This window comes from Pseudomonas sp. NPDC086251, assembly GCF_044746405.1.
GTDB lineage: Bacteria > Pseudomonadota > Gammaproteobacteria > Pseudomonadales > Pseudomonadaceae > Aquipseudomonas.
This window is the reverse complement of record NZ_JBIVBY010000021.1, coordinates 25779-51966: the sequence shown is the minus strand read 5'-3', so window position 1 is coordinate 51966 and position 26188 is coordinate 25779. Positions and strand designations below refer to the sequence as shown.

General features: G+C 59.7%; 31 protein-coding genes. 18 read left to right on the top strand and 13 right to left on the bottom strand.

What is annotated here, in order from left to right; all coding sequences use genetic code 11:
* The first annotated feature begins 61 nt into the window (after window positions 1–61).
* From ACIPL2_RS22975 to ACIPL2_RS22960, 4 genes are all read left to right on the top strand, one after another.
* Window positions 62–724 (top strand): class I SAM-dependent methyltransferase, encoded by a 663-nt coding sequence (locus ACIPL2_RS22975; RefSeq protein ID WP_401360053.1) that lies wholly within the window; start codon window positions 62–64, stop codon window positions 722–724.
* A 123-nt stretch (window positions 725–847) separates the two neighbouring features.
* Window positions 848–1981 (top strand): ribonuclease D, encoded by a 1134-nt coding sequence (rnd, locus tag ACIPL2_RS22970; RefSeq protein ID WP_401360050.1) that lies wholly within the window; start codon window positions 848–850, stop codon window positions 1979–1981.
* Entirely contained in the window at window positions 1978–2271 is a 294-nt protein-coding gene (locus ACIPL2_RS22965) for a YcgL domain-containing protein (protein ID WP_401360047.1), read from the top strand. Before rnd ends, ACIPL2_RS22965 begins: the two co-directional genes overlap by 4 nt.
* 121 nt (window positions 2272–2392) lie before the next feature.
* A complete protein-coding gene (locus tag ACIPL2_RS22960) occupies window positions 2393–3325 on the top strand; it encodes a D-2-hydroxyacid dehydrogenase (RefSeq protein ID WP_401360045.1) in 933 nt (310 codons plus the stop codon).
* Window positions 3326–3494: 169 nt separating this feature from the next.
* Here ACIPL2_RS22960 and ACIPL2_RS22955 read toward each other — a convergent pair whose 3' ends face one another.
* The gene (locus tag ACIPL2_RS22955) at window positions 3495–4088 is read right to left on the bottom strand and encodes a nitroreductase family protein (RefSeq protein ID WP_401360043.1); all 594 of its coding nucleotides are present in this window, start codon (window positions 4086–4088) and stop codon (window positions 3495–3497) included.
* 279 nt (window positions 4089–4367) lie between these two features.
* Here ACIPL2_RS22955 and ACIPL2_RS22950 point away from each other — a divergent pair, with 279 nt between their 5' ends.
* The gene (locus ACIPL2_RS22950; protein WP_401360041.1) at window positions 4368–4817 is read left to right on the top strand and encodes a YcgN family cysteine cluster protein; all 450 of its coding nucleotides are present in this window, start codon (window positions 4368–4370) and stop codon (window positions 4815–4817) included.
* Between the two features lie 36 nt (window positions 4818–4853).
* The gene (locus ACIPL2_RS22945) at window positions 4854–6083 is read left to right on the top strand and encodes a hypothetical protein (protein ID WP_401360038.1); all 1230 of its coding nucleotides are present in this window, start codon (window positions 4854–4856) and stop codon (window positions 6081–6083) included.
* A 102-nt stretch (window positions 6084–6185) separates the two neighbouring features.
* Here the strand turns inward: ACIPL2_RS22945 and ACIPL2_RS22940 are convergent, their stop codons facing one another.
* The 4 genes from ACIPL2_RS22940 to ACIPL2_RS22925 form a co-directional block, all read right to left on the bottom strand.
* Window positions 6186–6563: a DUF2892 domain-containing protein gene (locus ACIPL2_RS22940; protein WP_401360035.1), complete on the bottom strand. Its 378-nt coding sequence runs from the start codon at window positions 6561–6563 to the stop codon at window positions 6186–6188.
* Between the two features lie 92 nt (window positions 6564–6655).
* Window positions 6656–7126, bottom strand: a complete 471-nt coding sequence (locus ACIPL2_RS22935; RefSeq protein WP_007944014.1) for an RNA methyltransferase — start codon at window positions 7124–7126, stop codon at window positions 6656–6658.
* Between the two features lie 192 nt (window positions 7127–7318).
* Entirely contained in the window at window positions 7319–7693 is a 375-nt protein-coding gene (locus ACIPL2_RS22930) for a YajD family HNH nuclease (protein WP_059406653.1), read from the bottom strand.
* A gap of 49 nt (window positions 7694–7742) precedes the next feature.
* The gene (locus ACIPL2_RS22925; RefSeq protein WP_401360030.1) at window positions 7743–8429 is read right to left on the bottom strand and encodes a spermidine synthase; all 687 of its coding nucleotides are present in this window, start codon (window positions 8427–8429) and stop codon (window positions 7743–7745) included.
* A 93-nt stretch (window positions 8430–8522) separates the two neighbouring features.
* Between ACIPL2_RS22925 and ACIPL2_RS22920 the strand changes: the two genes are divergently transcribed.
* Window positions 8523–8813, top strand: a complete 291-nt coding sequence (locus ACIPL2_RS22920; protein ID WP_401360027.1) for a hypothetical protein — start codon at window positions 8523–8525, stop codon at window positions 8811–8813.
* Here ACIPL2_RS22920 and ACIPL2_RS22915 read toward each other — a convergent pair.
* Window positions 8810–9283, bottom strand: coding sequence for a cyclic nucleotide-binding domain-containing protein (locus tag ACIPL2_RS22915; RefSeq protein WP_401360024.1), 474 nt, complete (start codon window positions 9281–9283; stop codon window positions 8810–8812). The genes ACIPL2_RS22920 and ACIPL2_RS22915 overlap by 4 nt on opposite strands.
* Before the next feature lie 197 nt (window positions 9284–9480).
* Window positions 9481–11535, bottom strand: coding sequence for a S9 family peptidase (locus ACIPL2_RS22910; protein WP_401360022.1), 2055 nt, complete (start codon window positions 11533–11535; stop codon window positions 9481–9483).
* Between the two features lie 191 nt (window positions 11536–11726).
* Here ACIPL2_RS22910 and ACIPL2_RS22905 point away from each other — a divergent pair, with 191 nt between their 5' ends.
* The 3 genes from ACIPL2_RS22905 to ACIPL2_RS22895 are packed head-to-tail and all read left to right on the top strand — an operon-like array spanning window position 11727 to window position 13589.
* Window positions 11727–12224 (top strand): MFS transporter, encoded by a 498-nt coding sequence (locus ACIPL2_RS22905; protein ID WP_401360019.1) that lies wholly within the window; start codon window positions 11727–11729, stop codon window positions 12222–12224.
* A gap of 33 nt (window positions 12225–12257) precedes the next feature.
* Window positions 12258–13034 (top strand): class II glutamine amidotransferase, encoded by a 777-nt coding sequence (locus ACIPL2_RS22900; RefSeq protein WP_401360017.1) that lies wholly within the window; start codon window positions 12258–12260, stop codon window positions 13032–13034.
* Window positions 13035–13046: 12 nt separating this feature from the next.
* Entirely contained in the window at window positions 13047–13589 is a 543-nt protein-coding gene (locus ACIPL2_RS22895) for a DUF2937 family protein (RefSeq protein WP_059403963.1), read from the top strand.
* A 133-nt stretch (window positions 13590–13722) separates the two neighbouring features.
* Here the strand turns inward: ACIPL2_RS22895 and ACIPL2_RS22890 are convergent, their stop codons facing one another.
* Window positions 13723–14634, bottom strand: coding sequence for a LysR family transcriptional regulator (locus ACIPL2_RS22890; protein WP_401360013.1), 912 nt, complete (start codon window positions 14632–14634; stop codon window positions 13723–13725).
* A 146-nt stretch (window positions 14635–14780) separates the two neighbouring features.
* Here ACIPL2_RS22890 and ACIPL2_RS22885 point away from each other — a divergent pair, with 146 nt between their 5' ends.
* The 4 genes from ACIPL2_RS22885 to ACIPL2_RS22870 all read left to right on the top strand — a co-directional run bounded on the left by ACIPL2_RS22885 (window position 14781) and on the right by ACIPL2_RS22870 (window position 18507).
* Window positions 14781–16067: an MFS transporter gene (locus ACIPL2_RS22885; protein WP_401360011.1), complete on the top strand. Its 1287-nt coding sequence runs from the start codon at window positions 14781–14783 to the stop codon at window positions 16065–16067.
* A gap of 63 nt (window positions 16068–16130) precedes the next feature.
* A complete protein-coding gene (locus tag ACIPL2_RS22880) occupies window positions 16131–16883 on the top strand; it encodes a 5-oxoprolinase subunit PxpA (RefSeq protein ID WP_401360008.1) in 753 nt (250 codons plus the stop codon).
* Window positions 16880–17584, top strand: coding sequence for a 5-oxoprolinase subunit PxpB (gene pxpB, locus ACIPL2_RS22875; RefSeq protein WP_401360006.1), 705 nt, complete (start codon window positions 16880–16882; stop codon window positions 17582–17584). The genes ACIPL2_RS22880 and pxpB overlap by 4 nt, the downstream gene beginning before the upstream one ends.
* Window positions 17581–18507 (top strand): biotin-dependent carboxyltransferase family protein, encoded by a 927-nt coding sequence (locus tag ACIPL2_RS22870; RefSeq protein WP_401360004.1) that lies wholly within the window; start codon window positions 17581–17583, stop codon window positions 18505–18507. The genes pxpB and ACIPL2_RS22870 overlap by 4 nt, the downstream gene beginning before the upstream one ends.
* 123 nt (window positions 18508–18630) lie before the next feature.
* Here ACIPL2_RS22870 and ACIPL2_RS22865 read toward each other — a convergent pair whose 3' ends face one another.
* Complete coding sequence (locus ACIPL2_RS22865; RefSeq protein WP_027925858.1) at window positions 18631–19809, bottom strand: VWA domain-containing protein; 1179 nt, start codon at window positions 19807–19809, stop codon at window positions 18631–18633.
* 29 nt (window positions 19810–19838) lie between these two features.
* A complete protein-coding gene (locus ACIPL2_RS22860; protein ID WP_007898718.1) occupies window positions 19839–20684 on the bottom strand; it encodes a MoxR family ATPase in 846 nt (281 codons plus the stop codon).
* 203 nt (window positions 20685–20887) lie between these two features.
* Between ACIPL2_RS22860 and ACIPL2_RS22855 the strand changes: the two genes are divergently transcribed.
* Window positions 20888–21118, top strand: coding sequence for a DUF4160 domain-containing protein (locus ACIPL2_RS22855; RefSeq protein ID WP_401359999.1), 231 nt, complete (start codon window positions 20888–20890; stop codon window positions 21116–21118).
* Entirely contained in the window at window positions 21106–21609 is a 504-nt protein-coding gene (locus ACIPL2_RS22850; protein WP_401359997.1) for a DUF2442 domain-containing protein, read from the top strand. The genes ACIPL2_RS22855 and ACIPL2_RS22850 overlap by 13 nt, the downstream gene beginning before the upstream one ends.
* Here the strand turns inward: ACIPL2_RS22850 and ACIPL2_RS22845 are convergent.
* The gene (locus ACIPL2_RS22845; protein ID WP_401359995.1) at window positions 21606–22682 is read right to left on the bottom strand and encodes a DUF748 domain-containing protein; all 1077 of its coding nucleotides are present in this window, start codon (window positions 22680–22682) and stop codon (window positions 21606–21608) included. The genes ACIPL2_RS22850 and ACIPL2_RS22845 overlap by 4 nt on opposite strands.
* A 127-nt stretch (window positions 22683–22809) precedes the next feature.
* Here ACIPL2_RS22845 and cysK point away from each other — a divergent pair, with 127 nt between their 5' ends.
* Complete coding sequence (cysK, locus tag ACIPL2_RS22840; protein WP_401359993.1) at window positions 22810–23784, top strand: cysteine synthase A; 975 nt, start codon at window positions 22810–22812, stop codon at window positions 23782–23784.
* A 267-nt stretch (window positions 23785–24051) separates the two neighbouring features.
* Window positions 24052–24990, top strand: coding sequence for an aspartyl/asparaginyl beta-hydroxylase domain-containing protein (locus ACIPL2_RS22835; protein WP_401359991.1), 939 nt, complete (start codon window positions 24052–24054; stop codon window positions 24988–24990).
* 58 nt (window positions 24991–25048) lie between these two features.
* Here the strand turns inward: ACIPL2_RS22835 and ACIPL2_RS22830 are convergent, their stop codons facing one another.
* Both ACIPL2_RS22830 and ACIPL2_RS22825 read right to left on the bottom strand, forming a co-directional pair.
* Window positions 25049–25249, bottom strand: coding sequence for a hypothetical protein (locus ACIPL2_RS22830; RefSeq protein ID WP_401359989.1), 201 nt, complete (start codon window positions 25247–25249; stop codon window positions 25049–25051).
* Entirely contained in the window at window positions 25246–25791 is a 546-nt protein-coding gene (locus ACIPL2_RS22825) for a hypothetical protein (protein WP_401359987.1), read from the bottom strand. Before ACIPL2_RS22825 ends, ACIPL2_RS22830 begins: the two co-directional genes overlap by 4 nt.
* Between the last annotated feature and the right edge of the window lie 397 nt (window positions 25792–26188).

Genomic DNA, 26188 nt, shown 5'->3' with positions numbered 1-26188 from the left:
TTTTTTCACGCACCGGCCGCTAACCTGCGGCCGGTAACGTTTCCACCAAGAGCCCTTGCACATGTCCGCTCAGCCGCCATCCGCCATCGAGCTTGAGTTCGCCCGGCGCTACGATCAGGAACACGCCCGCGTCTGTCTGCAGCCGCAACCGCGTGGCCTGGCTGGGCGCCTGACGTTCTGGCGTGACGAGCAACTGGTGCGCAATGCGCTCAAGGTGGCCGGCGAGCCGGGGCTTATTCTCGATGTCGCGTGCGGTGTCGGGCGCTTCTGGCCGGTACTGGCCGAGCATGCGAACCGGGTGATTCTGGCGACCGATCCGTCCCAGGACATGCTCAATCACGCCCAGACCCACCATCCGCAGAACCTGTTGCAGCGGGTCAAGACCTTTCAGAGCTCCGCATTCACCATCGGCTTGTCCGCCAACGCCGTCGACTGCATTTTTTGCATGCAACTGTTTCAACACATCGCCAGCCCCGAGCATCGTCTGGCGATGCTGGGCGAATTCCGCCGGGTCAGTCGCGATACGGTGATTGTCGCGGCACGGGTCGATGCTCATTTCAAACGGCGGCGCACCCACACAGACGGCGCTGCGCCCCGTCAGTTGGTCAGCAAAGCCGAAGTGGAAGCCGAGTTCAAGCAGGCGGGTTTGCGTGTGATCAGCTATCAGGATTTCCTGCCGGGCTGCGCGCGGATGCGCGTCTATGTACTGCGTAAGGCCAGCTAACCTCCCTTTGTCAGACATTTCTTGCTATCTGGCCGGCATTTTCGCTAAAGCTCTTGTTCAGTGGATGCGCGGAAATCGCCGGGGGCGATATATACTGCGCGCCATTCTTCAAGGGAGAGCCGTGTGGCCATCGATATTCACTGGATTCGCGACAACGATAGCCTCGGTCAGTTTTGCGCCGAGTGGCAGCAGCTGCCCTACGTTGCCCTCGACACCGAATTCATGCGGGTCGACACCTTTTATCCGATTGCAGGTTTGCTGCAGATCGGCGATGGCGTACGCGCTTACCTGATTGATCCACTGACCATCGATAACTGGCAGCCGTTGTCCGCGCTGCTGGAAAACCCGGCCGTGGTCAAAGTTTTACACGCGTGCAGCGAAGACCTCGAAGTCCTGCTGCGCCTGACCGGCAGCCTGCCGGCACCGTTGTTCGACACCCAACTGGCCGCGGCTTACCTGAACCTCGGTTTCTCCATGGGTTATTCGCGGCTGGTGCAGGAAGTGCTCGGTATCGACCTGCCGAAGGGCGAAACCCGCTCCGACTGGCTGCAACGCCCGCTGTCCGACACCCAGATCAGCTACGCCGCCGAAGATGCCTTGCACCTGGCGGAAGTTTTCGTACAGCTGCGTCCGAAGCTGTCTGACGACAAATACGCCTGGGTCCTGGAAGACGGCGCCGAGCTGGTGGCCAACCTGCGCCGTGAGGTCGACCCGTACGAGGTCTATCGCGACGCCAAACTGGCCTGGAAGCTGTCCCGCGCTCAACTCGCCGTGCTGCGTGAACTCTGTGCCTGGCGCGAGCGCGAGGCCCGTGCCCGTGATCTGCCGCGCAATCGCATCGTCCGTGAGCATTCCCTGTGGCCGCTGGCGCGGACGCAGCCGGACAACCTCGGCGCGTTGGCGAAAATCGAAGACATGCACCCGCGTACCGTGCGTCAGGACGGCGAATTTCTGCTTGATCTGATCAAGCGCTCTGGCAGTGTGTCGCCAGATCAATGGCCGCCAGCCGTACCGGAGCCATTGCCGGTCGATGCCGCCACGCTGGTCAAGCAACTGCGCGCGATCGGCCAGGCCGAAGCCGAGCGCCTGAACATTGCGCCGGAGCTGATGCTGCGCAAGAAAACCCTGGAAGCGCTGCTCAAGAGCGGCTACCCCAATGGTCCTTACCAATTGCCTGATTCGCTGCGTGGCTGGCGCCGCGAATTGATGGGCCAGGCGCTGCTCGACAGCCTGGCCACCGCCGGAGAACAGCCTTGAAACGTATTTGCTCCATCTACCGAAGCCTGAAGAAAAACGAGATGTACCTCTATGTGCTCAAAAGCGATGCACTGGAACGCGTCCCGGACAGTCTGATGGCGGCCTTCGGCAAACCTCATCACGCTTTCGACCTAGTGTTGACCCCCGAGCGCAAACTGTCGCGCGAGGACATCACCGTGGTCCTGGAGAACCTTGAAAAGCAGGGCTATCACTTGCAAATGCCACCGGCCGAAGACGAGTACATCGAGCACTTGCCGGAAGAATTGCTGCGCCGCAACGACCCGATGTGATCGCTAGTCAGGTTCTGTTCAGAGCCTTTGTGAAACACTGGAATGATATTTGGCGACGGTCGCGACGATGGAGCAGTACTCCGTCGGTGACCGTCTGCACTGCTTTTGAAAGGTTTGAGCCATGCGCGTTCTGATTGCTGAACACGACCACCCTGTGTACGCCCAACTGTTGCGTCAGGCAGCGCCTGAGCTGGAAGTGCTGACCAGTGGTGATTCCGCCGAACTGGCCAGCCAGGCGGCTGATTGTCCGATCTGGCTCGGCCAGCCGGACCTGCTGGCGACCCTGCTGCGTCAGGGCCACGAGCCGCAATGGCTGCAATCGACCTGGGCCGGCATCACGCCGCTGCTGGCCGACGGCTTGCCACGCCACTATCGCCTGACCCGGGCGGTGGGGATTTTCGGTCAGGTCATGGCCGAATACGTGCTGACCTACATGCTCGGCCACGAGCGCGAAGTGCTGCCACGCCTGGTCAGCCAGGTCGAGCGCAAGTGGGACAGCCGCCAGGGCCAAAGCCTGGCCGGGCGCAAAGTGTTGATCGTTGGCACCGGTGATATCGGCCAGACCGTGGCGCAGTTCCTGGTGCCGTTTGGCGTCGAGTTATACGGCATCGCCAGCGAAGCCCGCGAGCAGGCACCGTTTGTCGAAGTCGGCGCATTGGCCGACCTGCCGCGTTTGGTGGGTGAAGTGGATTACGTGATCAATCTGCTGCCCAATACGCCGAACACGCATGACCTGTACGACGCGGCGCTGTTCAAGCAGTTCAAGCCGACCGGGTTGTTCATCAACGTCGGACGCGGTGTGGCGGTGGTCGATGCGGACCTGGTGGAGGCCTTGAAAGAAGGTCATCTGGCCGGCGCCGTGATCGACGTCTGCCGTCAGGAGCCGTTGCCGCAACGCCATCCGTTCTGGACCGCCTGGGGCTTGCTGCTGACCGGCCACAGCTCGGCACCGACTTCGCCATCGATGATGGTGAAACTGTTTGTCGAGAACCTGCGGGCGTATCAGGCGGGTGAAGCGTTGCGCGGAGAAGTGGATTTCAATCGCGGGTATTGAGTCCACCGCAATCAAATTGGATCTGCGGTAAACACATTATTTGTGTACACCAAAGATTAAATGTGGGAGCGGGCTTGCTCGCGAAGGCGATGTGTCAGTCACCATTAGTATCGACTGACACATCGCCTTCGCGAGCAAGCCCGCTCCCACATTGGTTTTGTGGTGGGGCTTAAAGGGTGAAGTCGCCTTCAGCCGCCAACTCGCTCAACGGACGACGCGGGCTTGGCTCTTCCCGCGCTTGCAGGTAATCCGCCAGCGTCGACTTGTCGCCCAGTTTGCCGATCGCCACTGCCGCGTGCAGCGCGTAGCCTTCAGGAATGTTCAGCTCCTTGCGGGTCAATTCCTGATCGAAACCGGCCATGCCGTGGGTGTGCCAGCCGCTGATGCTCGCTTGCAGCGCCAGATGGCCCCAGGCCGAACCGGTGTCGAAGGTGTGCCACAGGGCCGGGGTTTCTTCAGTGGCGCCAGGCACCGCGAACGTGGTTTTCGATACCACGATCACCAGTGCCGAGGCGTGTTGCGCCCAACTGCGGTTGAATTCGTTCAACAAGCCCAGGTAACGCTCCCAGTTCGGCGTGTCGCGACGCGCGTAGAGAAACCGCCAAGGCTGCGAGTTGTAGGCCGATGGCGCCCAGCGTGCGGCTTCGAAGACGCTCAGCAGGGTTTCCTCGGGAATGGTTTCGCCGGTGAAGGCGCGGGGCGACCAGCGATCGGTGAATTGCGGGTGGATGGCATAGTCGGCAACGCGTGGATTAGCACTCATCAATCGATTCCTTGCTACGTTTGAAAGGGAAGGGCGTTTGAAACCTGCGGGCGCAGTTGAGCTGAGCGATGAGGTTTTTCGAGAGCCGTGGCAATTTACCTGAATGCAACGCGGTTGAGCGTTAATGGCACGCAGGCTTGGCTCCTTGCGACTGGCAAAGCTACTTGGCGGCGCAAGAACTGACAAGTGCCGTTCTACCGGCAGTCGCCAATGCTTGGCCCAGGAGGCTGCGGGCACTAGACTGGCGGCCTTTTCACCACCTGATGTCGATGTTGAACCATGGTCGCCAAAGTCGAACCGTTCTGGATGCGCAAAACCCTCGATCAACTCGATCCGGAGGAATGGGAATCGCTGTGCGACGGCTGTGGCCTCTGCTGCCTGCAAAAGCTCGAAGACGAAGACGACAACAGCGTCTATTACACGCGCATCGCCTGCAAACTGCTGGACCTGAAAACCTGCCAGTGCAGCGATTACCCCAACCGCCGTGACTTCGTGCCGGACTGCATCCAGCTCACACCGGGCAAGGCCGATGAGTTCAAATGGCTGCCGCCGACCTGCGGTTATCGACTGGTCAGCGAAGGCAAGGACTTGCCGCTCTGGCACCATCTGGTGTGCGGTGATCGCGATGCGGTGCATCACGAACGTATCTCCCAGTCCGGGCGAATGCTTGCCGAAGGCAGCGTGCCGGAAGACGATTGGGAAGATCATCTGATTTTCCGGGCGGGTTAAACGCCCGGCGATTTAACGTTTCACGAAGGAGTGTGTATGGCTGTGGGATTGCGGCTGGCGTTGGCCGTTGGATGGTTGGCCCTGAGTTCGTCCGTGTGGGCGGCGAAGAAAGTCGATCTGGATTACCACGTGCGCCTGTTGCCGCAAAGCGATCAGGCGGAAGTGCGTCTGACCCTGGCCCAGGGCTCGGCGGTGCGCAGCCTGGATTTCGACCTCGGCGACGGCAGCCACTACAGCGACTTCAAGGCCGACGGGGAATGGCAGTTCACGCCGGGCAAAGCAACCCGAGGTGTCTGGCGTCCGGCCGCCGACAAGGCCAGCCTGACTTACCGCGTGCGCATCAGCCACGGGCGCAAGAGCGGCAGCTTCGACACGCGCATGACCCCGACCTGGGCGTTGATGCGCGGCGACGATCTGGTGCCGGCGGCCAAACTCGATCAGCAGGACGGCATCGAGTTGGTCTCACGGCTTGAATTCGAATTGCCCAGCGGCTGGAAAAGCGTCGAGACCGCCTGGCCGCGAATCGGCAAGAACAAGTTCCGCATCGACAACGTTTCGCGACTGTTCGACCGGCCTACGGGCTGGATGCTCGCCGGCCATCTCGGCACCCGGCGTACTCGACTCGGGGAAACCGAGGTTACCGTCGCCTCGCCTCAGGGCCAGGGCATGCGCCGCATGGATGTGCTGACGCTGCTGACGTTTGTCTGGCCGCACGTGCAAGAGGTGTTCCCCCGTCATCCGGCCAAACTGCTGATTGTCGGCGCCAACGACCCGATGTGGCGCGGCAGCCTGGCGGCGCGCGAATCGATCTATCTGAACACGCGTTTGCCGTTGGTCAGTGAAAGCGGCACCAGTGTGTTGGTGCGCGAATTGGCCCAGGTGTTCGGGCGGATCAACGACCAGCAGCGCAGCGACTGGATCAGCGAAGGGTTTGCCGAGTATTACGCCATCGAACTGGTGCGCCGCGCGGGCGGCATGAGTGATGAGCGCTATGAAAACCTGCACGGCAAGCTGGTCAAGGACAGCCAGAAAGTCACGACGTTGCGTGGCGAGCAGGTCAGCCCCGCGCAGGTGGCGAAAGCGGTGGTGTTGCTACAGGAACTGGATCGCGAGATTCGCCTGAAGACCCGCAACAAGCGCTCGCTGGATGATGTGTTGCGTGGGGTGATGCATTTGGGAAGTGTAAATACCAAGGAATTCGTGCAGCTCGCGGACAGCGTTATTGGCGAGTCTTCCAAAGTGTTGGATACCGAGTTGCTTCAGTAATACCGCTTTCGCGGGCAAGCCTCGCTCCTACAGGGGATATGTCGTTTCGAAATCGACACATCCCCTGTAGGAGCGAGGCTTGCCCGCGAAGGAGCCTTCGGATCAAACCCCGGTCTTGGGCGACGTCAAAGAATCATTGCCCGTCACGGTAGCGGTATTGGTCGCCGCCTCGGCATTTGCCTTCAATTTGTTCAACTCTTCCCCGGCACGCTGAATCTTCGCCCGCACGTTGTTCATGTCCTGACGGCTTTTCTCCAGCAGGCTCTTGGCCGAACTGTGCCCGGTAATACCGCGCGCCAGTGCCACACCGCCGATCGCCACTTGAATCAAGCCGAACACACCGCCACGGCGCAGGCCTTTGCCGACCATGACCACGCCACCGGCGAGGGAGCCGATGCGCTCCCAACCGTGGACGTTCTGGTCGGGATGAGTCTGGAACGGGGTGGATTCGATGCGTTCTACGCGTTTGAGTTCGCTCATGATCTGTCTCCTGACGGGAAGGTCTGCTTCAAGAATAGATAATTAAGCTGACTGCCGAGGCGGGCGGCTTGTTCCATCGAATGTGCAGCGTTTCAGCGGAATTTCGCGCCAGAACGGGTGTTGAGTCCTTTGGACATGCGGTCGTAGAGCACGACGTTGACGGTGGCTGCCAGGTTCATGCAGCCGGTGGTCGGGATGTAGACCACGTCTTCGCACCAGTCGCGGATCTCTTTATCCAGCGAGCCGTCTTCCGGGCCGAAGATGTACAACGCGCGATCGGGATGAGTGTATTCCGGCAGGGAGCGGGCGCCGTCGACCAGTTCCACGGCGACCGGGACGCAGCCCAATGGCAGGATTTTTTTCAGGTCATCGATGCCGATCAGCGGAATGTCGTAGTGGACACGCTTGGTGTCGGTGACGAAGTCGGCGGCGCGTTCATAACGCTTGCCGGTGTAAAACACCGACGCCACGCCATAACAGCCAGCGGCGCGCATCACCGAACCGACGTTTTCCGGTGATTTGGGGTTATACAAACCAATGCAGCTGTACCGTTTGTCTGCCACGAGCGGGGTGCCTTCGGGGAAAAAACGGCAATTATACGGGGATTGGGCGAGGGCGGTCAGATTGTAGATTGGTGGTGTCTGGGCGGCCGCCTTCGCGAGCAAGCCCGCTCCCACATTAGAAGTGTGTACACCGCAGATCAAATGTGGGAGCGGGCTTGCTCGCGAAGGGGCCAATCGAGGCGCTGAAGATCTTCAGTCGTCCTTCTTCATCAACCCCGCCAACGCCGCAAACGGGTTATGCGTCGCCTTGGCGATTTTCGGGCTGCTCAGCGAACCCTCGTCAAAATACTGCTGATCGGTATACCGCGAGTGTTCGTTGTCGTGGCAATACAAGCACAACAATTCCCAGTTCGAGCCGTCCTGCGGGTTGTTGTCGTGGTTGTGGTCGCGGTGGTGCACGGTCAGCTCGCTCAGGCGCTTGCCGGAGAACTCACGGGCGCAGCGGCCGCACACGTGCGGGTACATCTTCAGGGCCTTGTCGCGGTAACCCATTTCCTTGTCGCGCTGATTGTCGGCGAGGATGCGGTCCAGTTTCGACGTGTTGGTCGGGGGCGTTGACGAACTCATGGGTTCACCTTTGTAAAAAGACTAATGACGGTTATGAACAGAGTTTAGCTCAGCCCTTGAGCTTCTCGGCAATCCAGATGGTGTGGCGGGTGCCCTTGTTGCCATGGGCGAAGACCTGGACTTCCTCAGCCTTGAAGCCGGCCTTTTTCAGTTTGTCGGAAAACTGCCGGTCGGCGCTGGCCGACCAGACCGCCAGCACACCCTTGGGCCGCAGGGCCTTGGCGCAGGCGCTCAGGCCACCGGCGGAGTAAAGCCAGCTGTTGGCCTTCTGGGTCAGGCCTTCGGGGCCGTTGTCGACGTCGAGCATGATCGCATCGAACCCTTGCGGCTCGGCTTGCAGCACATGGGCCACGTCTTCCATGCGGATCACCGTGCGCTTGTCGAGCAACGGGTTCCCGGCTTTTTCGCCCAGCGGCCCGCGGTTCCACTCCACCACGCCCGGCACCAGCTCGGCGACCACCACTTCAGCGGTCTTGCCCAGATGCTTGAGGGCCGAGGCGAGAGTGAAGCCCATGCCCAGGCCGCCGATCAGCACCCGCGAGTTTGGCCGACCGGCCACCTTGCGGCACGGGATCTCGGCCAGAGCATCTTCGGAGCCGTGCATGCGGGTGTTCATCAACTGCCCGCCGTCGCCGCCCTGAATCTTGATGACGAAATCATCGCCGTATTCGAACAGGCACAGGGCACCGCCGTTTTCAGGAATGGGAGCGGTGTCGAGCAGAACGAAACGTTTCATGGAGCTCTCTTGAGAAGAATGGGCATAAGGGAAGGCAAATGGAGGCAGTTGGGAGTAGCCTGCAAACAGACAACAAGGCTAACGGAGCCATTGATGAAGCGCACCATTCTAACGGTCATTGCCTTGGCCGCGCTCTCGATAACTGCAGTGCAGGCCCAGGAGCTGCAAACCATACCGACCAGTCCCCAGCCGATGCCCGGTTCGCCCGGCACTGCGACGCCCACCCCGTACCCACAAATCAGCCCTGCGCCATTGCCCAAAGCCGGCGCCGGCAGTGGTGGCCCGCCGTTGGTGCCGATCGAAATGCCCAGCCCGCCGACCAAGGACCAGCCGGTGCCGGGAATTGAGCCGAACGGCACAAAAAATAAATCGCCAGGCGGTTAAATCTGCTGCAAGAGCAGTTGCCCATCGGCCATGCGCAAGCGCCTGGAGAGGGAAACGGCGAGGGCGCGGATGATCTTGGCGGCGATTTTCGGTGCGTCGTTGAGCATCTTTTCCAGTGAGTCCTTGCCCAGGTTCAGCAACTGACAGTGGCTGGCGGCCACGCAACTGGCCGAGCGTCGTTCGCCGTCGAGCACGGCCATTTCGCCGAACGCGCGACCGCTGCGCAGGGTCGCCATGGTGACCAATTGCCCGTCACTGCTGGTTTTCTGCACCGCCACCTGGCCGGTGTGGATGATGCACATGAAGCTGCCGGCATCGCCCTCGTGAAAGATCTCTTCGCCCTGGGCAATGGTGCTGATGCTGAAGTAGCCGGATGCGGCGGCGAAGTCGGCGGGCAGCAGTTGATCGAACAGGCCGCAGTCCATCAGCCAGTCGCGAATTTCGTTGTTCAGTAAGGTCGGTTCTGACATGTCGTGCGGTCTTTATTGTTGTGTCTGTTTTCCGGAACATACAAACCCCCTGTAGGAGCGAGGCTTGCCCGCGAAGGCGATATTACTGCCGACATTGATATTGAATGTTGCGGCCTCTTCGCGGGCAAGCCTCGCTCCTACAGGGGTAGTGTTGGCCCGGTGTCAGGTCTTAAGACCGGGACGCCGGGCCAAGTTCCTCAGGCGATGCCCAGAACCTTGAAAACAAATGCGTATTCGAGTGCTACGTCACGTAATCCCTGATAACGACCGCTCATCCCGCCATGCCCGGCACCCAATTCGGTCTTGAGCAGCAGCGGATTGTTGTCGGTTTTGGTTGCGCGCAATTTGGCTACCCACTTCGCCGCTTCCCAATACTGCACGCGACTGTCGTTATAGCCGGCGATCACCAGCGTGGCCGGATACGCCTGCGCGGTGACGTTTTCGTACGGGGCGTAGGCCTTGATCCGCTCATACACGTCCGGCTCTTCAGGATTGCCCCATTCGTCGTATTCGGTGACGGTCAGCGGCAGGTCCGGGTCGAGCATGGTATTGAGCACATCGACGAACGGCACTTCGGCAATCGCCGCCGCGAACAGCTCCGGACGCTGATTGAGCACCGCACCGATCAACAATCCACCGGCGCTGCCGCCGCTGATCGCCAGTTGCTTCGAGGTGGTGAAACCGTTGGCGATCAGGTGTTCGGCGCAGGCAATGAAGTCGCTGAACGTATTGTGCTTGTGTTCCTGCTTGCCGGCGCGGTACCAGGCTTCGCCGAGTTCACCGCCGCCACGCACGTGGGCGATGGCAAACGCCACGCCGCGATCCAGCAAACTGAGGCGGGCGTGGGAGAACCATGGGTCGAGGCTTTCGCCGTAGGCGCCGTAGCCGTACAGATAAAGCGGTGTCGGTTTTCCCAGGGCTTCACGTTTGACCACCAGGCTGATCGGCACTTGCGTACCGTCCGGCGCAGTCGCCCAGAGGCGCTGGCTGACGTAGGCGTCGGCATCGAACGGGCCGAGCACCGGGGTTTCCTTGAGAACTTTTTGCTCGCCGCTGCCCAGCTCAAGTTGGCGGATTTGCGCCGGCCGGTTCAACGCCTCATAACGCAAGCGGATCTTGTCGCTGACGAATTCCAGACTGTTCTGCACGTGCAGGCTGTAGGCCGCGTCCGGCAGTTGCACACGGTAGCTCGGCAGGTCTTGCGGGTAGACTTCGATGATCGGCAAGCCGCCTTCACGCAGGCTCAGGGTCATGGCCCCGGTATTCAGGCTCATGCCTTCGATCATCGTTGTGGTGCTGTGCGGGATCAGGTTCTGCCAGTCGGCTTCGGTCGGCGCGGCGCCGGTGTCGACCGCCGTGTACAAGGCGAAGTTGATGCCGTCGCGGTTGGTGCGAATGAACCAGGTCCATGCGCCGTCGAGGGCGCCGTGGTCGACGTCATACTCGTGGTCCTCAACCCTCGGCGCGATGCAGGTAAAGGCCTGTTGCGGCTGAAACGCGTCGAGGACCCAGACTTCGCTGGTGGTCTTGCTGCCCACGGACAACAGCAGTTGCTGCTCCGAACTCGAGCGGTAGCAATGCATGAAGAAGCGACCGTCGGTCTCATGGAACACCTCTTCGGCCGCCGTGCCGTCCAGCCGATAGCGGAACAGTTTGTGCGGGCGGTGGGTGTCGTCCAGTTCGCCGAAAAACAGCGTCAGGCTGTCATTGGCCCAGGTCATGCTGCCGTCGCAGTCCTGGAATTCCAGTTCGCTGACACGGCCGCTGGACAACTCCTTCACGAACAGCGTGTAAATCTCATCGCCGGTGGTGTCGAGGCTGTAGGCCAGGCGCTGGTGGTCGGGGCTGATGCTGAAGGCGCCGAGGGAGAAAAAACCGCCCTTGGCCAGTTCGTTCGGGTCCAGCAGCAGTTGTTCCTGGCGCTCGTCGAGCTGCAGGCTGTCGTCGGCCGGGCGCGGGCAGCGATAGTGACGAGCGTATTCGTCACCGGCGGTGGTGCGCGTGTAATACAGGTACGGGCCCCACGGGGAGGGCAGCGACAGGTCGGTTTCGAGAATCCGGCCCTTGATCTCTTCGAACAGGGTTTCGCGCAGTTCGGCCTGATCGGCGGTTTGCGCCTCCTGGTAGCGGTTTTCAGCGTTCAGGTAGTCGAGTACCGCAGGGGTGTCGCGCTCCTGCAGCCAGGCATACGGGTCAGAACCTTCAGCCTTGTGGGCAATGGGTGCGTCGGAAACGTTGGCGGATAGGGGCATGAAGTGCTCTCGAACAATGTACGGAATAGAGGGCTTCGCAACCTGTGGGAGGGAGCCTGCTCGCGAAGGGGTCAGCACATTCAACATCAATGTTTGCTGATCCACCGCTTTCGCGAGCGGGCTCGCTCCCACATGGGCAAGCCTGATGTGCGAAAAGTCGTTACTATAAGCGCCTCTTTGCCTGCCTTGCCATGGACACCATGACCGAGAACGACTATCTGATCGCTTGGGGCCTCTACGCCTTTGCCGCTTTGGGCTGCCTGTTGGTGTGGATGCGCTTGACCCGCTGGATGTGGCGTTGGCTGCGTGAGCCGCTGCGGCTGCTGATGGCCGTGTTGCTGTTCAGCCCGACCATCATCGACCCGGTCAAGGAAAAAGTTGCCCCGGCCATCGCCATTACGACCCTGGACCTTGCCTTCAAGGTCGGCAACAACGCCTGGCGGGCGATTTCCGACCTGTTGATGTACGGCATGATCGCCTTCGGCATTTACCTGGTGTTCGTGGCGATCCGTTTCCCGATCGAGCGCGCGTCCCGGGCTCGCAAGGAACAGGCGGCTGCCGCCAAGGCTGCGGCCCAGGTCGACGAACCTGAAGACGATCAACCCTTTGGCGGTGCCGGTGATGATCGCTACGGTCGTCCACCGGTGCCGAGCAACCCTCAGCGTATGCGCGTAGAACCACGGTTGTAACCTTGCCCCTTGCCTTGAATCGAGAGTCCGAACATGTGTGAATTGTTGGGCATGAGCGCCAATGTGCCGACCGATATCGTGTTCAGCTTCACCGGGCTGATGCAGCGAGGTGGGCGCACCGGGCCGCACCGTGACGGTTGGGGCATCGCTTTCTATGAAGGCCGTGGCCTGCGACTGTTCCAGGACCCGGCCGCGAGCAGCGAGTCGGAAGTGGCGAACCTGGTGCAGCGCTACCCGATCAAGAGCGAAGTGGTGATCGGCCACATCCGCCAGGCCAACGTCGGCAAGGTCTGCCTGTCCAACACTCACCCGTTCGTGCGCGAACTGTGGGGGCGCAACTGGTGTTTCGCCCACAACGGCCAGCTCGCGGATTTTGAACCGATAAAGCGTTTCTATCGCCCGGTCGGCGATACCGACAGCGAAGCGGCGTTCTGCGATTTGCTCAACCGGGTACGCGCCGAGTTCCCCGAACCGGTCGAGATCGAAGCGCTGCTGCCGGGGCTGGTGGCCGCCTGCGCCGAATACCGCAGCAAAGGCGTGTTCAACTGCCTGCTCAGCGATGGCGATTGGCTGTTCTGCTATTGCTCGACCAAATTGGCGCAGATCACCCGTCGCGCGCCGTTCGGCCCGGCGCGCTTGAAGGATGTCGATGTGATCGTCGACTTCCAGGCCGAAACCACGCCCAACGATGTGGTCACGGTGATCGCCACCGAACCCCTGACTGAAAACGAAACCTGGACCCGGTACGAACCGGGCCAATGGAGCCTCTGGCGACGCGGCGAATGCGTCAGCCAGGGCAAGACCGAATAAGGACTCTGCCCCATGTTGCTCAGTTATCTACGGCTGGTGTTGTTCGCCGCGGGCCTGTTGATCGGTGTCCAGGTGCCGGGATTCATCAGCGATTACGCCAAGCGGGTCGAAGCGCATTTGATTGAAGCGCAGACCTCTTTGAGTGGTTTTCAGGGCACGGCCAATCAGTTTTTCAAGGGTGACATGCAGGCGTTGGTGGCCCATTACCGCGCCAGTGAAGATCCGATTTTCCGCAGCGATGCCGACAGCCTGAGCACCTTGCTCACCCGTCAGATCGCCCTCGACAAGCAATTCCAGGCCATGCAGGGCCCGTGGTACATCCGCTTCCTGCAAGTGGCCCTGGCCGCCGACCCGGATATCCGCAAGGAAACCTGGAACGGCTACAGCTACCAGATCCTGCTGACGCCGGAAGCGATGATCTGGGGCATGAGTGGCGCGTTGCTGCTGTCGTTCGGCATCGAGTGCCTGTTCCGATTGATCGACTGGGTGGTGCTGGGCGGCAAACGCCTGCGCCAGAGCCGGCCGATCGAAGATCGCGATGTGCGGGGGTTGTAAGAAAAAAGATCAAAAGATCGCCGCTTCCTGTAGGAGCGAGGCTTGCCCGCGAAGGCGGCGTGTCAGTCGACATTAATGTTGCAGACACGCCGCCTTCGCGGGCAAGCCTCGCTCCTACAAGGGCTGCGGTGTATCAGGCCAGGACGATGTAGCTTTCACCTACCTTGCGCGCATACCCCTTCAGCACTTGCTGGCACAACGCAACAATCTCCTCGACCCACTCCACGCCCGTGCGCCATGACACCACCACCTGTAAATTCGGCGGCCGTTGATCGATCGCCAGCAAGGTCAATTCGCCCCGCGCCAGTTCCTCGGCCACCAGCACCGGCGGCAACGCGCCGATACCAAAACCGTCCCGCAGCAGGCGGGTAATCGCCGACACCGAATTCACGCAGTTCAGCCGTGGCGCCATCACGCCACCGGCCTGCATCAGGGCGAGAACTTCCTGATGTGGATGGGAGTTTTTCGAGTACGTAATGATCCGTTCCCGAGCCAGGTCAGCGATGCCCGAATACTCACGGTTGTAGATCGAATTACTGGCCACGATCCAGCCCATGGGATGGCTGGCCAGTTCCAGGCTGCGCACGCTTTCCTGACGCAGCAGGTCGGTTTGCAGGATCAGGTCGAGAAAGCCTTTTTGCAGTTGATCGCAGAGGTTGAGCGAGGTATCGGCCACCAGCTCGATTTCCACCAGGGGATAGTGATCCATCATCTGCGCCACCAACGGGCTCAGCCAGGTGTGAATCACCGTGTCCATGACGCCGATCCGCACGCGCCCGACCTTGCTCGAACGGGTCTCGATCGACTGCTTGAGGGCTTGCATGGTGTCCATCATCTGCTCGGCGTATTCGAGCACTTTCAAGCCTTCGGGTGTCAGGCTCACACCGCGTGAATCGCGCAGGAACAGCTTCACGCCGAGCTCGCTTTCGAGCACCGCGATGCGGCTGGAAATCGATGCCTGGGTGGTGAAGAGTTTGTCTGCGGTGAGGCGGAAACTCTTGAGTCGGGCGACCCAGACGAAGGTCTCGAGAAACTTCAGGTTCATGCGATCAACTTTTCTTATGCCTGGGCCGGGTTTTTATTAGTTGGACGCAGCAGGGCCGGGCGCCCAAAAATCGACGCATCCGGTTCCCACGATAGGCGTCGTCGGGGCTCAGAACAATACCAATAAAATCAGCGCGGAGATTTGCCATGAGTGCGCCCGACACCACAGCCATCCCGAAAGCCACGGCCCGCCCGGGACCTTTCGACTGGTATCGCAACATCAATCAGCAGGAACGCCGCACGTTCTGGAGCTGCAAGATCGGCTATGGCCTGGACGGCATGGACACCCAGATGCTCAGCTTCGTGGTGCCGACCCTGATTGCCATGTGGGGCATCACCACCGGTGAAGCCGGGTTGATCCACACCAGCACCCTGATTGCCTCGGCCATCGGCGGCTGGGTGGCGGGGATTCTCTCCGACCGCATCGGCCGCGTACGCACCTTGCAACTCACCGTACTGTGGTTCGCCTTCTTCACGTTTTTGTGTGGCTTCGCCCAGAACTACGAGCAATTGCTGATCAGCCGCACCTTGATGGGCTTCGGTTTCGGCGGTGAATGGACCGCTGGTGCGGTGCTGATGGGCGAGGTGATTCGCGCCAAGGACCGCGGCAAAGCGGTGGGCATGGTGCAATCGGGTTGGGCGCTGGGTTGGGGGCTTACGGCGATTCTGTATGCGCTGCTGTTTTCGATCATGCCGCCGGAAGACGCCTGGCGCGCACTGTTCATTCTCGGCATCGTTCCGGCGATTTTCGTGATCTTCGTGCGTCGTCTGGTCAAAGACCCTGAGATTTATCGCGAAGCCAAAGCCAAACAGGAACCGAGCAACCCGGCGAAGTTCTACGAGATCTTCGCCCCCGGCATCCTCTTCACCACGATCCGCGCTTCGGTGCTGACCACCGGCGCACTGGGCGGCTACTACGCAATCACGTCCTGGCTGCCGACTTTTCTGAAGAACGAACGCGGCTTGAGCGTACTCGGCACGGGCGGATACCTGGCGATGGTGATTGTCGGTTCCTACGTCGGCTATGTCATCAGCGCGTATTTGACTGACATCCTTGGCCGTAAGAAGAACTTCATTTTGTTCGCGGTCGGCTCGTTCACCATCGTTCTGCTCTACACCCAATTGCCGGTCAGCAACGCTGTGATGCTCTGGCTGGGCTTTCCGCTGGGTTTCTTCGCTTCGGGTATTTTCAGCGGCATGGGCGCGTTTTTGACCGAGCTGTTTCCAACGCGGATTCGCGGCTCGGGCCAGGGCTTCTGCTACAACATCGGCCGGGCGCTGGCGGCGTTGTTCCCGCTGCTGATCGGTTTGCTCAGCCAGAAAGTGCCATTGAGTGTGGGCATCGGTGCTTTCGCGGCGGTTTCCTACGGGGTGGTCATTCTCGCGGCGCTGAGCCTGCCGGAAACCCGTGGCAAGCAACTGGACGCCGAGTAACTGATAATCTGCGGGGTATCTGCCCGGCAGTAAAAAAACAATATGCCTACAGGAGTGTTCAGCATGAGCCGCCTGCTATTGAACTGCGACATCGGCGAAAGCTTTGGCAACTGGACCATGGGTCTGGACGCCGAGGTCATGCCCTACATCGATTGCGCCAACATCGCCTGCGGCTTCCACGCTGGCGACCCGAGCATCATGCGCAAGACGGTCAGCCTGGCCCTGAGCAATGGCGTGCAGATCGGCGCGCATCCGGCCTATCAAGACCTGGTGGGCTTCGGCCGGCGTTCCATGGCCTACACCGCCCAGGAACTTCAAGACATTCTGCATTACCAGATCGGCGCCCTCGACGGCATCTGCCGGGCCCAGGGCGGAAGCCTGAGTTACGTCAAACCCCACGGTGCGATGTACAACGACATGATGGCCAACCCGGCGCAATTGCGCGCAGTGCTGCAGGCCGTAGCGTCCTACGACCGGCAATTGCCGCTGATGCTGATGGCCACTCGCGACAACAGCGCCGCCCAGCAAATGGGCGACGAATACGGCGTGACCCTGTGGTTCGAAGCCTTCGCCGATCGCGCTTACGACAGCGCCGGCATGCTCGTCTCGCGGCAATTGCCGGGGGCGGTGCATCACGATCCCGAGACAATCATTCAGCAGGCACTGACCATTGCCCGTGGCGGCGATCTGATCGCCAGCGATGGCAGCCCCTTGCACTTGCAGGCCAATACCCTGTGCGTCCACGGCGACAACGCGAGTTCGGTCGCCGCCGTGCGGCGTATCCGTGACGCCTTGAACCAGCAGAGCGCGCTATGAAACTGCGGGTGGAAGTGGTCGCGCTGGATTGCCTGATGGTGCGTCTGTTCGATGAGATTGCCGAGGCCAACATGCCGTGGATGCTCGCGGCCAGCGAAAGTCTGCGTGCGGCGTTCGCCGGGCATCTGATCGATCTGGTGCCGTCCTATACGACGTTAATGGTGCATTACGATCTGACTGCGCTGAATCCGTCCCAAGCCCGGGAATTAATCGCCGCAGCCTTGATCGATCTGTCGCCGAACGCCAGCACTGGCGGCAGATGCCATGTGCTGCCGGTCTGGTACGACTTGAGCGTCGGCCCGGAATTGAGCCTGTTGTCCAAGCGCAGCGGGCTATCGGTGGAGGAGGTGATCCGCCGCCACAGCGAACGTGAGTATCAGGTGTTCGCGTTGGGCTTCGCGCCGGGTTTTGCCTTCATGGGGCTGGTGGAGGAAGTACTCGCCGCGCCGCGCCTGAATACCCCGCGCAAAAAGGTCGCTGCCGGCAGTGTCGGCATCGCCGAACGCCAGACCGCGGCTTATCCGGTGGTCTCTCCCGGCGGCTGGAACCTGATCGGCCGCACACCGGCCAAACTGTTCGACCGCGAACGCGACGGCTACAGCCTGATGCAACCGGGCGACACGGTGCGCTTCGAAGCGGTCAGCCACGCCGAGTTCATCAACCTGGGCGGTGACGACACACCACTGGAGGCGCAGGCATGAGCCGTCTATCGATTGAAGCCAGTACGCCGCTGTGCCTGTTGCAGGACGCGGGCCGTTTCGGCGTGCGGCACTTGGGCGTGACTCAGGGCGGCGGGCTGGATTGGCGGTCGATGTCCTGGGCCAATTGGCTGCTGGGCAATGGGCTGGATGCGCCGGTGATCGAAATCACCCTCGGCGGGTTCACCGTGGTGGCCGAGGACGATTGCGTGCTGGCGCTGGCCGGGGCGGATCTGGGCGCGCTGGTGGATGGTGAAGCGTTGGCGCCATGGCGCAGTTTCAGGCTGAACAAGGGCCAGCGATTGCAGTTCACTCAGCCGTTGCTCGGCGCTCGGGCTTACCTGGCCGCGCCGGGCGGATTTGATGCGCCCAAGGTATTGGGCAGCAGCGCGACGGTGGTCCGTGAGGAACTGGGTGGCTTGGATGGCCTGGGCCGGGCGTTGGCCAAAGGCGCGTCACTGAGCTATTCGGGCAGCGCGTTGTTGTTGCTGCGGGAATTGCCGCTCGAGCATGTACCGAATTTCAAACTGGATGCGCCGCTTGACCTTGTGCTCGGTGCGCAAATCGGCGAGTTCAGTGGCCAGAGTTTGTTCGACGCGTTCAACAATGCCTGGACCCTCGACAGCCGGGCCGACCGGATGGGCATTCGTTTGCTGGGAACGGCGTTGCAGTACCAGGGCAAACCAATGATTTCCGAAGGCATCCCGCTGGGCGCGGTGCAGGTACCGCCGGATGGGCAGCCGATTGTGTTGCTCAATGATCGGCAGACCATCGGCGGCTATCCGCGATTGGGGGCGTTGACGCCGTTGGCGTTGGCGCGGCTGGCGCAGTGTCTGCCGGGGGCCACGGTGCGGTTGAAACCGGTGGTGCAGGAGGTGGCGCATCGCGGACACGTCAAATATTTGCGTCGGTTTTTGAACCGTTAAAAGCTTCGCGAGCAAGCCCGCTCCCACATTTGATCTCTAGTGAACACAATATATGTGCACGACCGAGATCAAGTGTGGGAGCGGGCTTGCTCGCGAAGGCGGCAGTACAAACAACGATAATCTCTATTTGGAAAGAAACCGCATCCCTTCCTCCAACCCCCGCAACGTCAGCGGGTACATCTGGTCATCAATCAAGTCCCTGACGATATTGGTCGAAGACGTATAACCCCACGTATCTTTCGGGTACGGATTGATCCAGATGAGCTTCTTGTACTTCTCCTTGAAACGCTGCATCCACACGTAACCGGCTTCTTCGTTCCAGTGCTCGACACTACCGCCGGCCTGGGTGATTTCGTAGGGCGCCATGGCGGCGTCACCGATGAAAATCACTTTGTAGTCGGCGCCATACTTGTGCAGCAGGTCCTGGGTCGACGTGCGCTCCGACGTGCGGCGCATGTTGTTCTTCCACACCGATTCATAAATAAAGTTGTGGAAGTAGAAGTACTCCAGGTGCTTGAACTCGGTCTTGCAGGCCGAGAACAATTCCTCGCAGATTTTCACGTGGGCGTCCATCGAGCCGCCGATGTCGAACAGCAGCAACAGCTTGACGGTGTTGCGCCGCTCCGGTCGCATCTGGATGTTCAGCAGGCCGGCATCCTTGGCGGTATGGTCGATGGTGCCATCGATGTCCAGCTCTTCCGCCGCCCCCTGGCGGGCGAATTTGCGCAATCGCCGCAGAGCGACCTTGATATTGCGCGTGCCCAGCTCGACCGAGTCGTCGAGGTTCTTGTACTCGCGTTGATCCCAGACCTTGACCGCTTTGCCCTGGCGCTTGCCGGCATCGCCAACCCGAATGCCTTCAGGGTTGAAGCCACCGGAGCCGAACGGGCTGGTGCCGCCAGTGCCAATCCATTTGTTGCCGCCGGCATGGCGTTCTTTTTGTTCTTCCAGGCGTTTCTTGAATTCTTCGATCAGTTTGTCCAGACCGCCCAGGGACTGGATCGCTGCCCGCTCTTCGTCGGTCAGGGAACGTTCGAATTCCTTGCGCAGCCAGTCCTCCGGGATCAGCGCCTGGAGGTGATCGTCGAGCTTTTCCAGGCCATTGAAGTAGGCTCCAAAGGCCCGGTCGAATTTGTCGAAATGCTTTTCGTCCTTCACCAGAATCGCCCGGGACAGGTAATAAAACTCGTCCATGTCGGCGAAGGTCACGCGCTGTTTCAGCGCGTTGATCAGGTCCAGCAGCTCGCGCACCGAGACCGGTACCTTGGCGGCGCGCATTTCATTGAACAGGTTGAGCAGCATGGCGTTAGCCTCGACTTGTTGATCAGGGCTCAGCGAGTGCCGCGACGGCTCATGAACGCCAGGCGCTCAAGCAATTGCACGTCTTGTTCGTTCTTCACCAGGGCACCAGCCAGTGGCGGAATGGCCTTGGTCGGATCGCGTTCGCGCAGCACCGCTTCGCCGATGTTGTCGGCCATCAGCAGTTTCAGCCAGTCCACCAGTTCGGAGGTCGATGGCTTCTTTTTCAGGCCCGGGACCTTGCGCACGTCGAAGAACACGTCCAGCGCTTCGCTGACCAGGTCTTTCTTGATGTTCGGGTAATGCACGTCGACGATCCGCTGCATCGTGACGCGATCCGGGAAGGCGATGTAGTGGAAGAAGCAACGGCGCAGGAAGGCGTCCGGCAGCTCTTTCTCGTTGTTGGAGGTAATGATGATGATCGGGCGTTTCTTGGCCTTGATGGTCTCGTCGATCTCGTAAACGTAGAACTCCATCTTGTCGAGTTCTTGCAGCAGGTCGTTCGGGAACTCGATGTCGGCCTTGTCGATTTCATCGATCAGCAGGATGACTCGCTCTTCGGATTCGAAGGCTTCCCAGAGCTTGCCCTTTTTCAGGTAGTTGCGAACGTCGTGGACCTTTTCGGTGCCCAGTTGCGAGTCGCGCAGACGGCTGACCGCGTCGTACTCGTACAGGCCCTGATGCGCCTTGGTGGTGGACTTGATATGCCAGGTGATCAGCTTCGCGCCAAAGGACTCGGCCAGTTGCTCGGCGAGCATGGTCTTGCCGGTGCCCGGTTCGCCCTTGACCAGCAATGGACGTTCCAGAGTGATGGCGGCGTTGACCGCCAGCTTCAGGTCATCGGTGGCGACGTAGGCCTGGGTGCCTTCGAACTTCATCTGCTAATCCTCGAACGGTAACGCCGACCTGAACGAGGCAGGGCGGGGCGCAATAAGTTGTAGTACCCGACTATAACGCGGTGCCCGGTCGACTGTGAACGCAGACGGCTTATTCAGTCTCTGAATGGGGCGTCACATCTTGACTCAGTCTCGGCGGCTGGCCAGTATTGAGCTATCGCCATATTGGCGATAGCTTGCCGGGCATGTCTACTAAATATCGATTTCGAGATACGTATCGCATTCAGTTGCGCGAGAAGGATCATCCGCCGCCCCATGTCCACCTCACTGGGGGTGGGCTCGACGTGATGCTCAGCCTGGAAACCATCACTGTGATGGTGGGCAAGGCGCCGCCACTGATTATCAAGGAAGCGCTGGAGTGGGTCAGGGCCCATCAGGCGCAATTGCTGGAGGATTGGAAACGATGTTACCCATGAAGCGCCCACGGCTGTCGGCCGTGCAGGCATTGCCGGATTACCGCCTTGCCCTGACTTTTATCGACGGTCAGCAGCTGACGCTCGATTTGAGTCGCGATTTGCACGCCTTTCCAGGGTTGCAACCCTTACTTGTGGATCATGCTTTCAACCGTGCAACCCTGGGCGATGAGGGTTGGTGTGTCGAGTGGCCTGAACGGGACATCCAGATTGGCGCCGACACCCTGTATCTGGATGCGCTCGCGCAAAACGCCTCGGACGAAAACACCCGGATCTTCATCGACTGGCGTGCTCGCACCGGCTTACCGCTCAATCAGGCCGCCGAGGCGCTGGGTGTCAGTGCCCGGAGCATTACCCGCTACAGCAGTGGTCGTGAAGCCGTGCCCCGATCGTTGGCGCTGGCCTGCCTGGGCTGGGACTTCCTGCAGCAGCAAGCGAACCCGGCACGGGCGGCGGAAGACACCGGTCGCTACACCGTCACGCGCAAACCTTAACCGGCCTCCGGTTTTGGCCGTTCATAGCGGGCATTGAACGCCTGGATGAAACCATTGCGTAAAATCTGCAAAAACGCCTGGAACGCGCTGATATCTTGTTGATGCACGTTACCGCTCAGTTCAACGCGGGTTGCAAACTGGTTTTTGCCCTGGTTTTTCAGCACGGTTTCGCCGCCACCGACGATGGCCTCCCAAATGGAGCGGAACAGCCCTTTGTCCTTGTTTTCCACGTCCTGTTGCCAATTGAACACGTCTACGTCTTTCAGCAGAGGTTTGATGTAACCGGTTAATTTAGCTTTTTTGGCCTGCGCCTCAATCACCACGTCACCGTGTCCGGCGTTGAAGTCGAACTTGCCATACGCCGAGGCGAAGTCGTTCATGCGCTTGAGTTCGATGTCCTTGGCCCGCAGGCGGAATTCGAAGTCTTCGAAATTGCTCAGCGGATCGAAGGTCGCGGTGGTTTCCAAGGGCGCGTGCCCCAGCAGCAGCGCCTTGCCTTCGAAGCGAGCGTCACGCTTGCCTTTAGTGTCGACCACGTTGGTCAGGTTGAAAATACTGGCGTTGACCTGGGTCGCGTTCATATTCACGGGCGGTTTGGAGTTGAAATTTCGAAAGCTGATCTTGCCGTCGTCAATGCGTACTTCGTTGAGGGTGATCGGCAGCAACTTGCCCAATTGCGCGCGCCAGTCGGTGCCTCGACCGGTCTGGGAATTCTGTTTGTTAGCCCCGCCGTCGACGAAGTTCACCTCGGGTTTGATGAACTGCACCTCGGCCACCACCGCATGGTCATACCAGAGCGAGTGCCAACTGACCGAGAGGTCGATCAGCGGCGCATTGACGAAGGGCACCGGAACCTTGCCATCGACCTTGACGATTTTCAGCCCATTGATTTTGTAGGCGCCGCGCCACAGCGCCAGGTCGACGTCGGTGATCTGGCCACGGTAGTCGCCCATGTCTGCCAGTTTTTCGTTCAGGTAGTTGCGCACCATGTAGGGCAGGGCGACGTGCAGGGCAACCAGCAGCACGACGAGGCCCGCGAGGTTCCACAGGGGCCAACTGTATCGACGCTTCATGGTGGCAGTTCTCCGGCTATGTAAAGCCATTGACTGCGGCGTTCAGCGGACGTTCGACCCGACTGGACGCCCACGGGCAACAGGCATACCGTGGGGACCTTATTCAACGCTGTATAAGGACCCAGCCATGAGCCGTATTTTCGCTGACAACGCCCATTCCATTGGCAATACACCGCTGGTGCAGATCAATCGCATCGCGCCGCGCGGCGTTACCATCCTGGCCAAGATCGAAGGGCGTAACCCCGGATACTCAGTCAAGTGCCGGATCGGCGCGAGCATGATCTGGGACGCTGAAAGCACCGGCAAACTCAAGCCTGGCATGACCATCGTCGAACCGACTTCCGGCAATACCGGGATTGGCTTGGCCTTCGTGGCGGCTGCTCGGGGCTACAAACTGATGTTGACCATGCCGTCGTCCATGAGCATCGAGCGACGCAAGGTACTCAAAGCACTTGGCGCCGAACTGGTGCTGACCGAGCCGGCCAAAGGCATGAAAGGCGCGATCGAAAAGGCGGGTGAAATTGTCGCCAGCGATCCGACGATCTACTTCATGCCGTCGCAGTTTGAAAACCCGGCCAACCCGGCCATTCACGAAAAAACCACCGGCCCGGAAATCTGGAACGACACCGACGGTGCTGTGGATGTGTTGGTGGCCGGTGTCGGAACCGGTGGAACCATTACCGGGGTTTCGCGGTATATCAAGAATACCCAGGGCAAACCGATCATCTCGGTGGCGGTGGAGCCAGCGGCATCGCCGGTGATTACCCAGGCGATGGCCGGTGAAGAGATCAAGCCAAGCCCGCATAAGATCCAGGGCATCGGCGCCGGTTTTGTGCCGAAGAACCTGGACCTGTCGATGGTTGATCGGGTCGAATTGGTCAGCGATGAGGAATCCAAGACCATGGCCCTGCGCTTGATGCAGGAAGAAGGGATTTTGTGCGGTATTTCCTGCGGCGCTGCCATGGCTGTGGCCGTACGCCTGGCGGAAACACCGGAGATGCAGGGCAAGACCATCGTAGTGATCCTGCCGGACTCCGGTGAGCGTTACCTGTCGAGCATGTTGTTCAGTGATCTGTTTACAGAACAGGAGAACCACCAGTAACACTCAGCTCGGCTGGCGAATAAGCCTCGCTTCTGTAGGAGCGAGGCTTGCCCGCGAATGCCGCGCAACAGTCTGAAAAATGAATAACCTGATTCAGGTCAGCCCCTGTTCAGGTGCTTTATGTTAAGAAGTGCTTTATTGCGCAATTCTTAACACTGAATGTTGAGTTATGCGGGTTTTTCCCGCAGCCGGTAATGTTTATCATGGCCGGCCGCCACGTCGGGTAAATGGCGTTGTGCAGAGTTGTTTATTCTCAAGGAGTTGTGGATGACCTTTTCCTTTGCCGCGAAGGCGTCGCTGTTGCTGCTGTTCCTCGGCAGCACTCTCTATGTTCATCTACGCGGCAAGGCGCGATTGCCGGTCCTGCGTCAGTTCGTCAACCATTCGGCGCTGTTCGCGCCTTACAACGCGTTGATGTACCTGTTCTCCGGCGTACCGTCCAAACCCTACCTGGACCGCAGCAAGTTCCCGGAACTGGACGTGCTCAAGGACAATTGGGAAGTCATCCGCGACGAAGCGATGCACCTGTTCGACGAGGGCTACATTCGCGCCGCCGAAAAGAACAACGACGCCGGTTTTGGCTCGTTTTTCAAGAAAGGCTGGAAGCGCTTCTACCTCAAGTGGTACGACAAACCCCTGCCATCGGCCGCAGCCCTGTGCCCGAAAACCGTGGCACTGGTCAGCAGCATTCCCAACGTCAAGGGCGCGATGTTCGCGCTGCTACCGGGCGGCAGTCACCTCAACCCGCACCGCGACCCGTTTGCCGGTTCCCTGCGTTATCACCTGGGGCTGTCGACGCCGAACTCTGATGATTGCCGCATTTTTGTCGACGGTCAGGTCTACGCCTGGCGTGATGGCGAAGACGTGATGTTCGACGAGACCTACGTGCATTGGGTCAAGAACGAAACCGACAAGACCCGGGTCATCCTGTTCTGCGACATTGAACGACCGCTGAGCAACCGCGTCATGACTCGGATCAACCGCTGGATCAGTGGCTGTCTGGGCCGCGCGACTGCGCCGCAGAACCTTGATGATGAACGCGTTGGCGGAATCAACCAGGCCTATGCCTGGAGCAAGAACTCCAGCGATAAATTCAGCGGCGTGGTCAAACAGTGGAAACGTCGCAACCCCAAGGCCTACCGCGTGCTGCGGCCGGTGTTGGCGGTGGTGGTGCTGACGTTGTTGGGGTATTGGTTGTTTGGGTAATCGCGATCACGAAATAAAGAACCGCTCCTTTGAGAGCGGTTTTTTTTGGCCATGATTTTCATCGGCGTCCGGCAAGCACATTAGGTTCTTCACCTTCGATGCCCGTCGCAAGTATTTGTAGAATGCGCCGCTGACTGTCTGTGAGCACTAGGGCGGTCTGTTTTCTTGCCAGTGCGGATGAGCTTTTTTTTGTAGGAGATTTCTTACTGGATTTACTCATTTTTCCTCCGCTATTGATCATTATTTGAGCAATTTTCACGATACTAGGCTTTCCACGGCTTTGACAAGTTGCCGTTCAGCATCGAAATAAAAGCCATGTTGTTGATAGATCGGAATCGCACCTTTCAGAGGCTCCTGAACTTCGATAAATCTACTCCCGATAATTGTGGCGTAGTGCTCAATGACCAATATGGCCAACGTCACGATTCGTTTTTTCAAAGGATGGACTTCTCCTGGTCGTCCTTCCAGTCGCACGATGCGAAGTCGTTGCCGACTTTTGTTAGGGTTTGCGAAGCAAAGTCCGCACAGTTGTTCATCGAACCAGATGGATAGATCCAGCGCTAAAGGCTCCTTCGCTTTCCATCCAACAACTTCATGCCATAAAAAATACGGATCATCCCAGCACGAACAGGCATTCAATGCTTGTGCGTCAATCGGTTCAAATCGAACCTTCGATAAATCGAGGACGGTAGAGCCGAACTGTTCCTTCCCCTCTTGCAGCTTGGCAATGCTAGCGGCTGCAAGCTTTCTAGCCCTCGACCTATACAACTGATACCGCAGATGCGTCCGTTCCCTTGGCATTCGATCTCTTGCATTCCATGTCCCCCAGAGCGGGCGATTTCATTTCATGTAGAGTAAGCAGCGCTTCTTTTGCTGTCGTTACTGGCCTTTTGACCAAGTGATTGCAATCCATGTCAGTCGCTGGTTATAGTCGGCGCTCAGTGTTTTCCTCTCCATCAAAAAAGATCAGCCCAATGCCTGCATCCCTCATCAACGCGGTAGTCGATTCAGCGGTCAACGCTGGCGTCGTGCCGTGCGGGAATCAGCAGCCTGTGCAGATCAGTCATTACCCTCCACCTGTCAGTAGCACGCCGGTGTGCGCAGTCGTATCACCGCCGGGCGTTGGCGTTTCGGGTTGATCAGCTGCTCTTGGTTGTTCCCCGCGCCCGCCATAAAAAACTACTGAATTTCAGCTTCG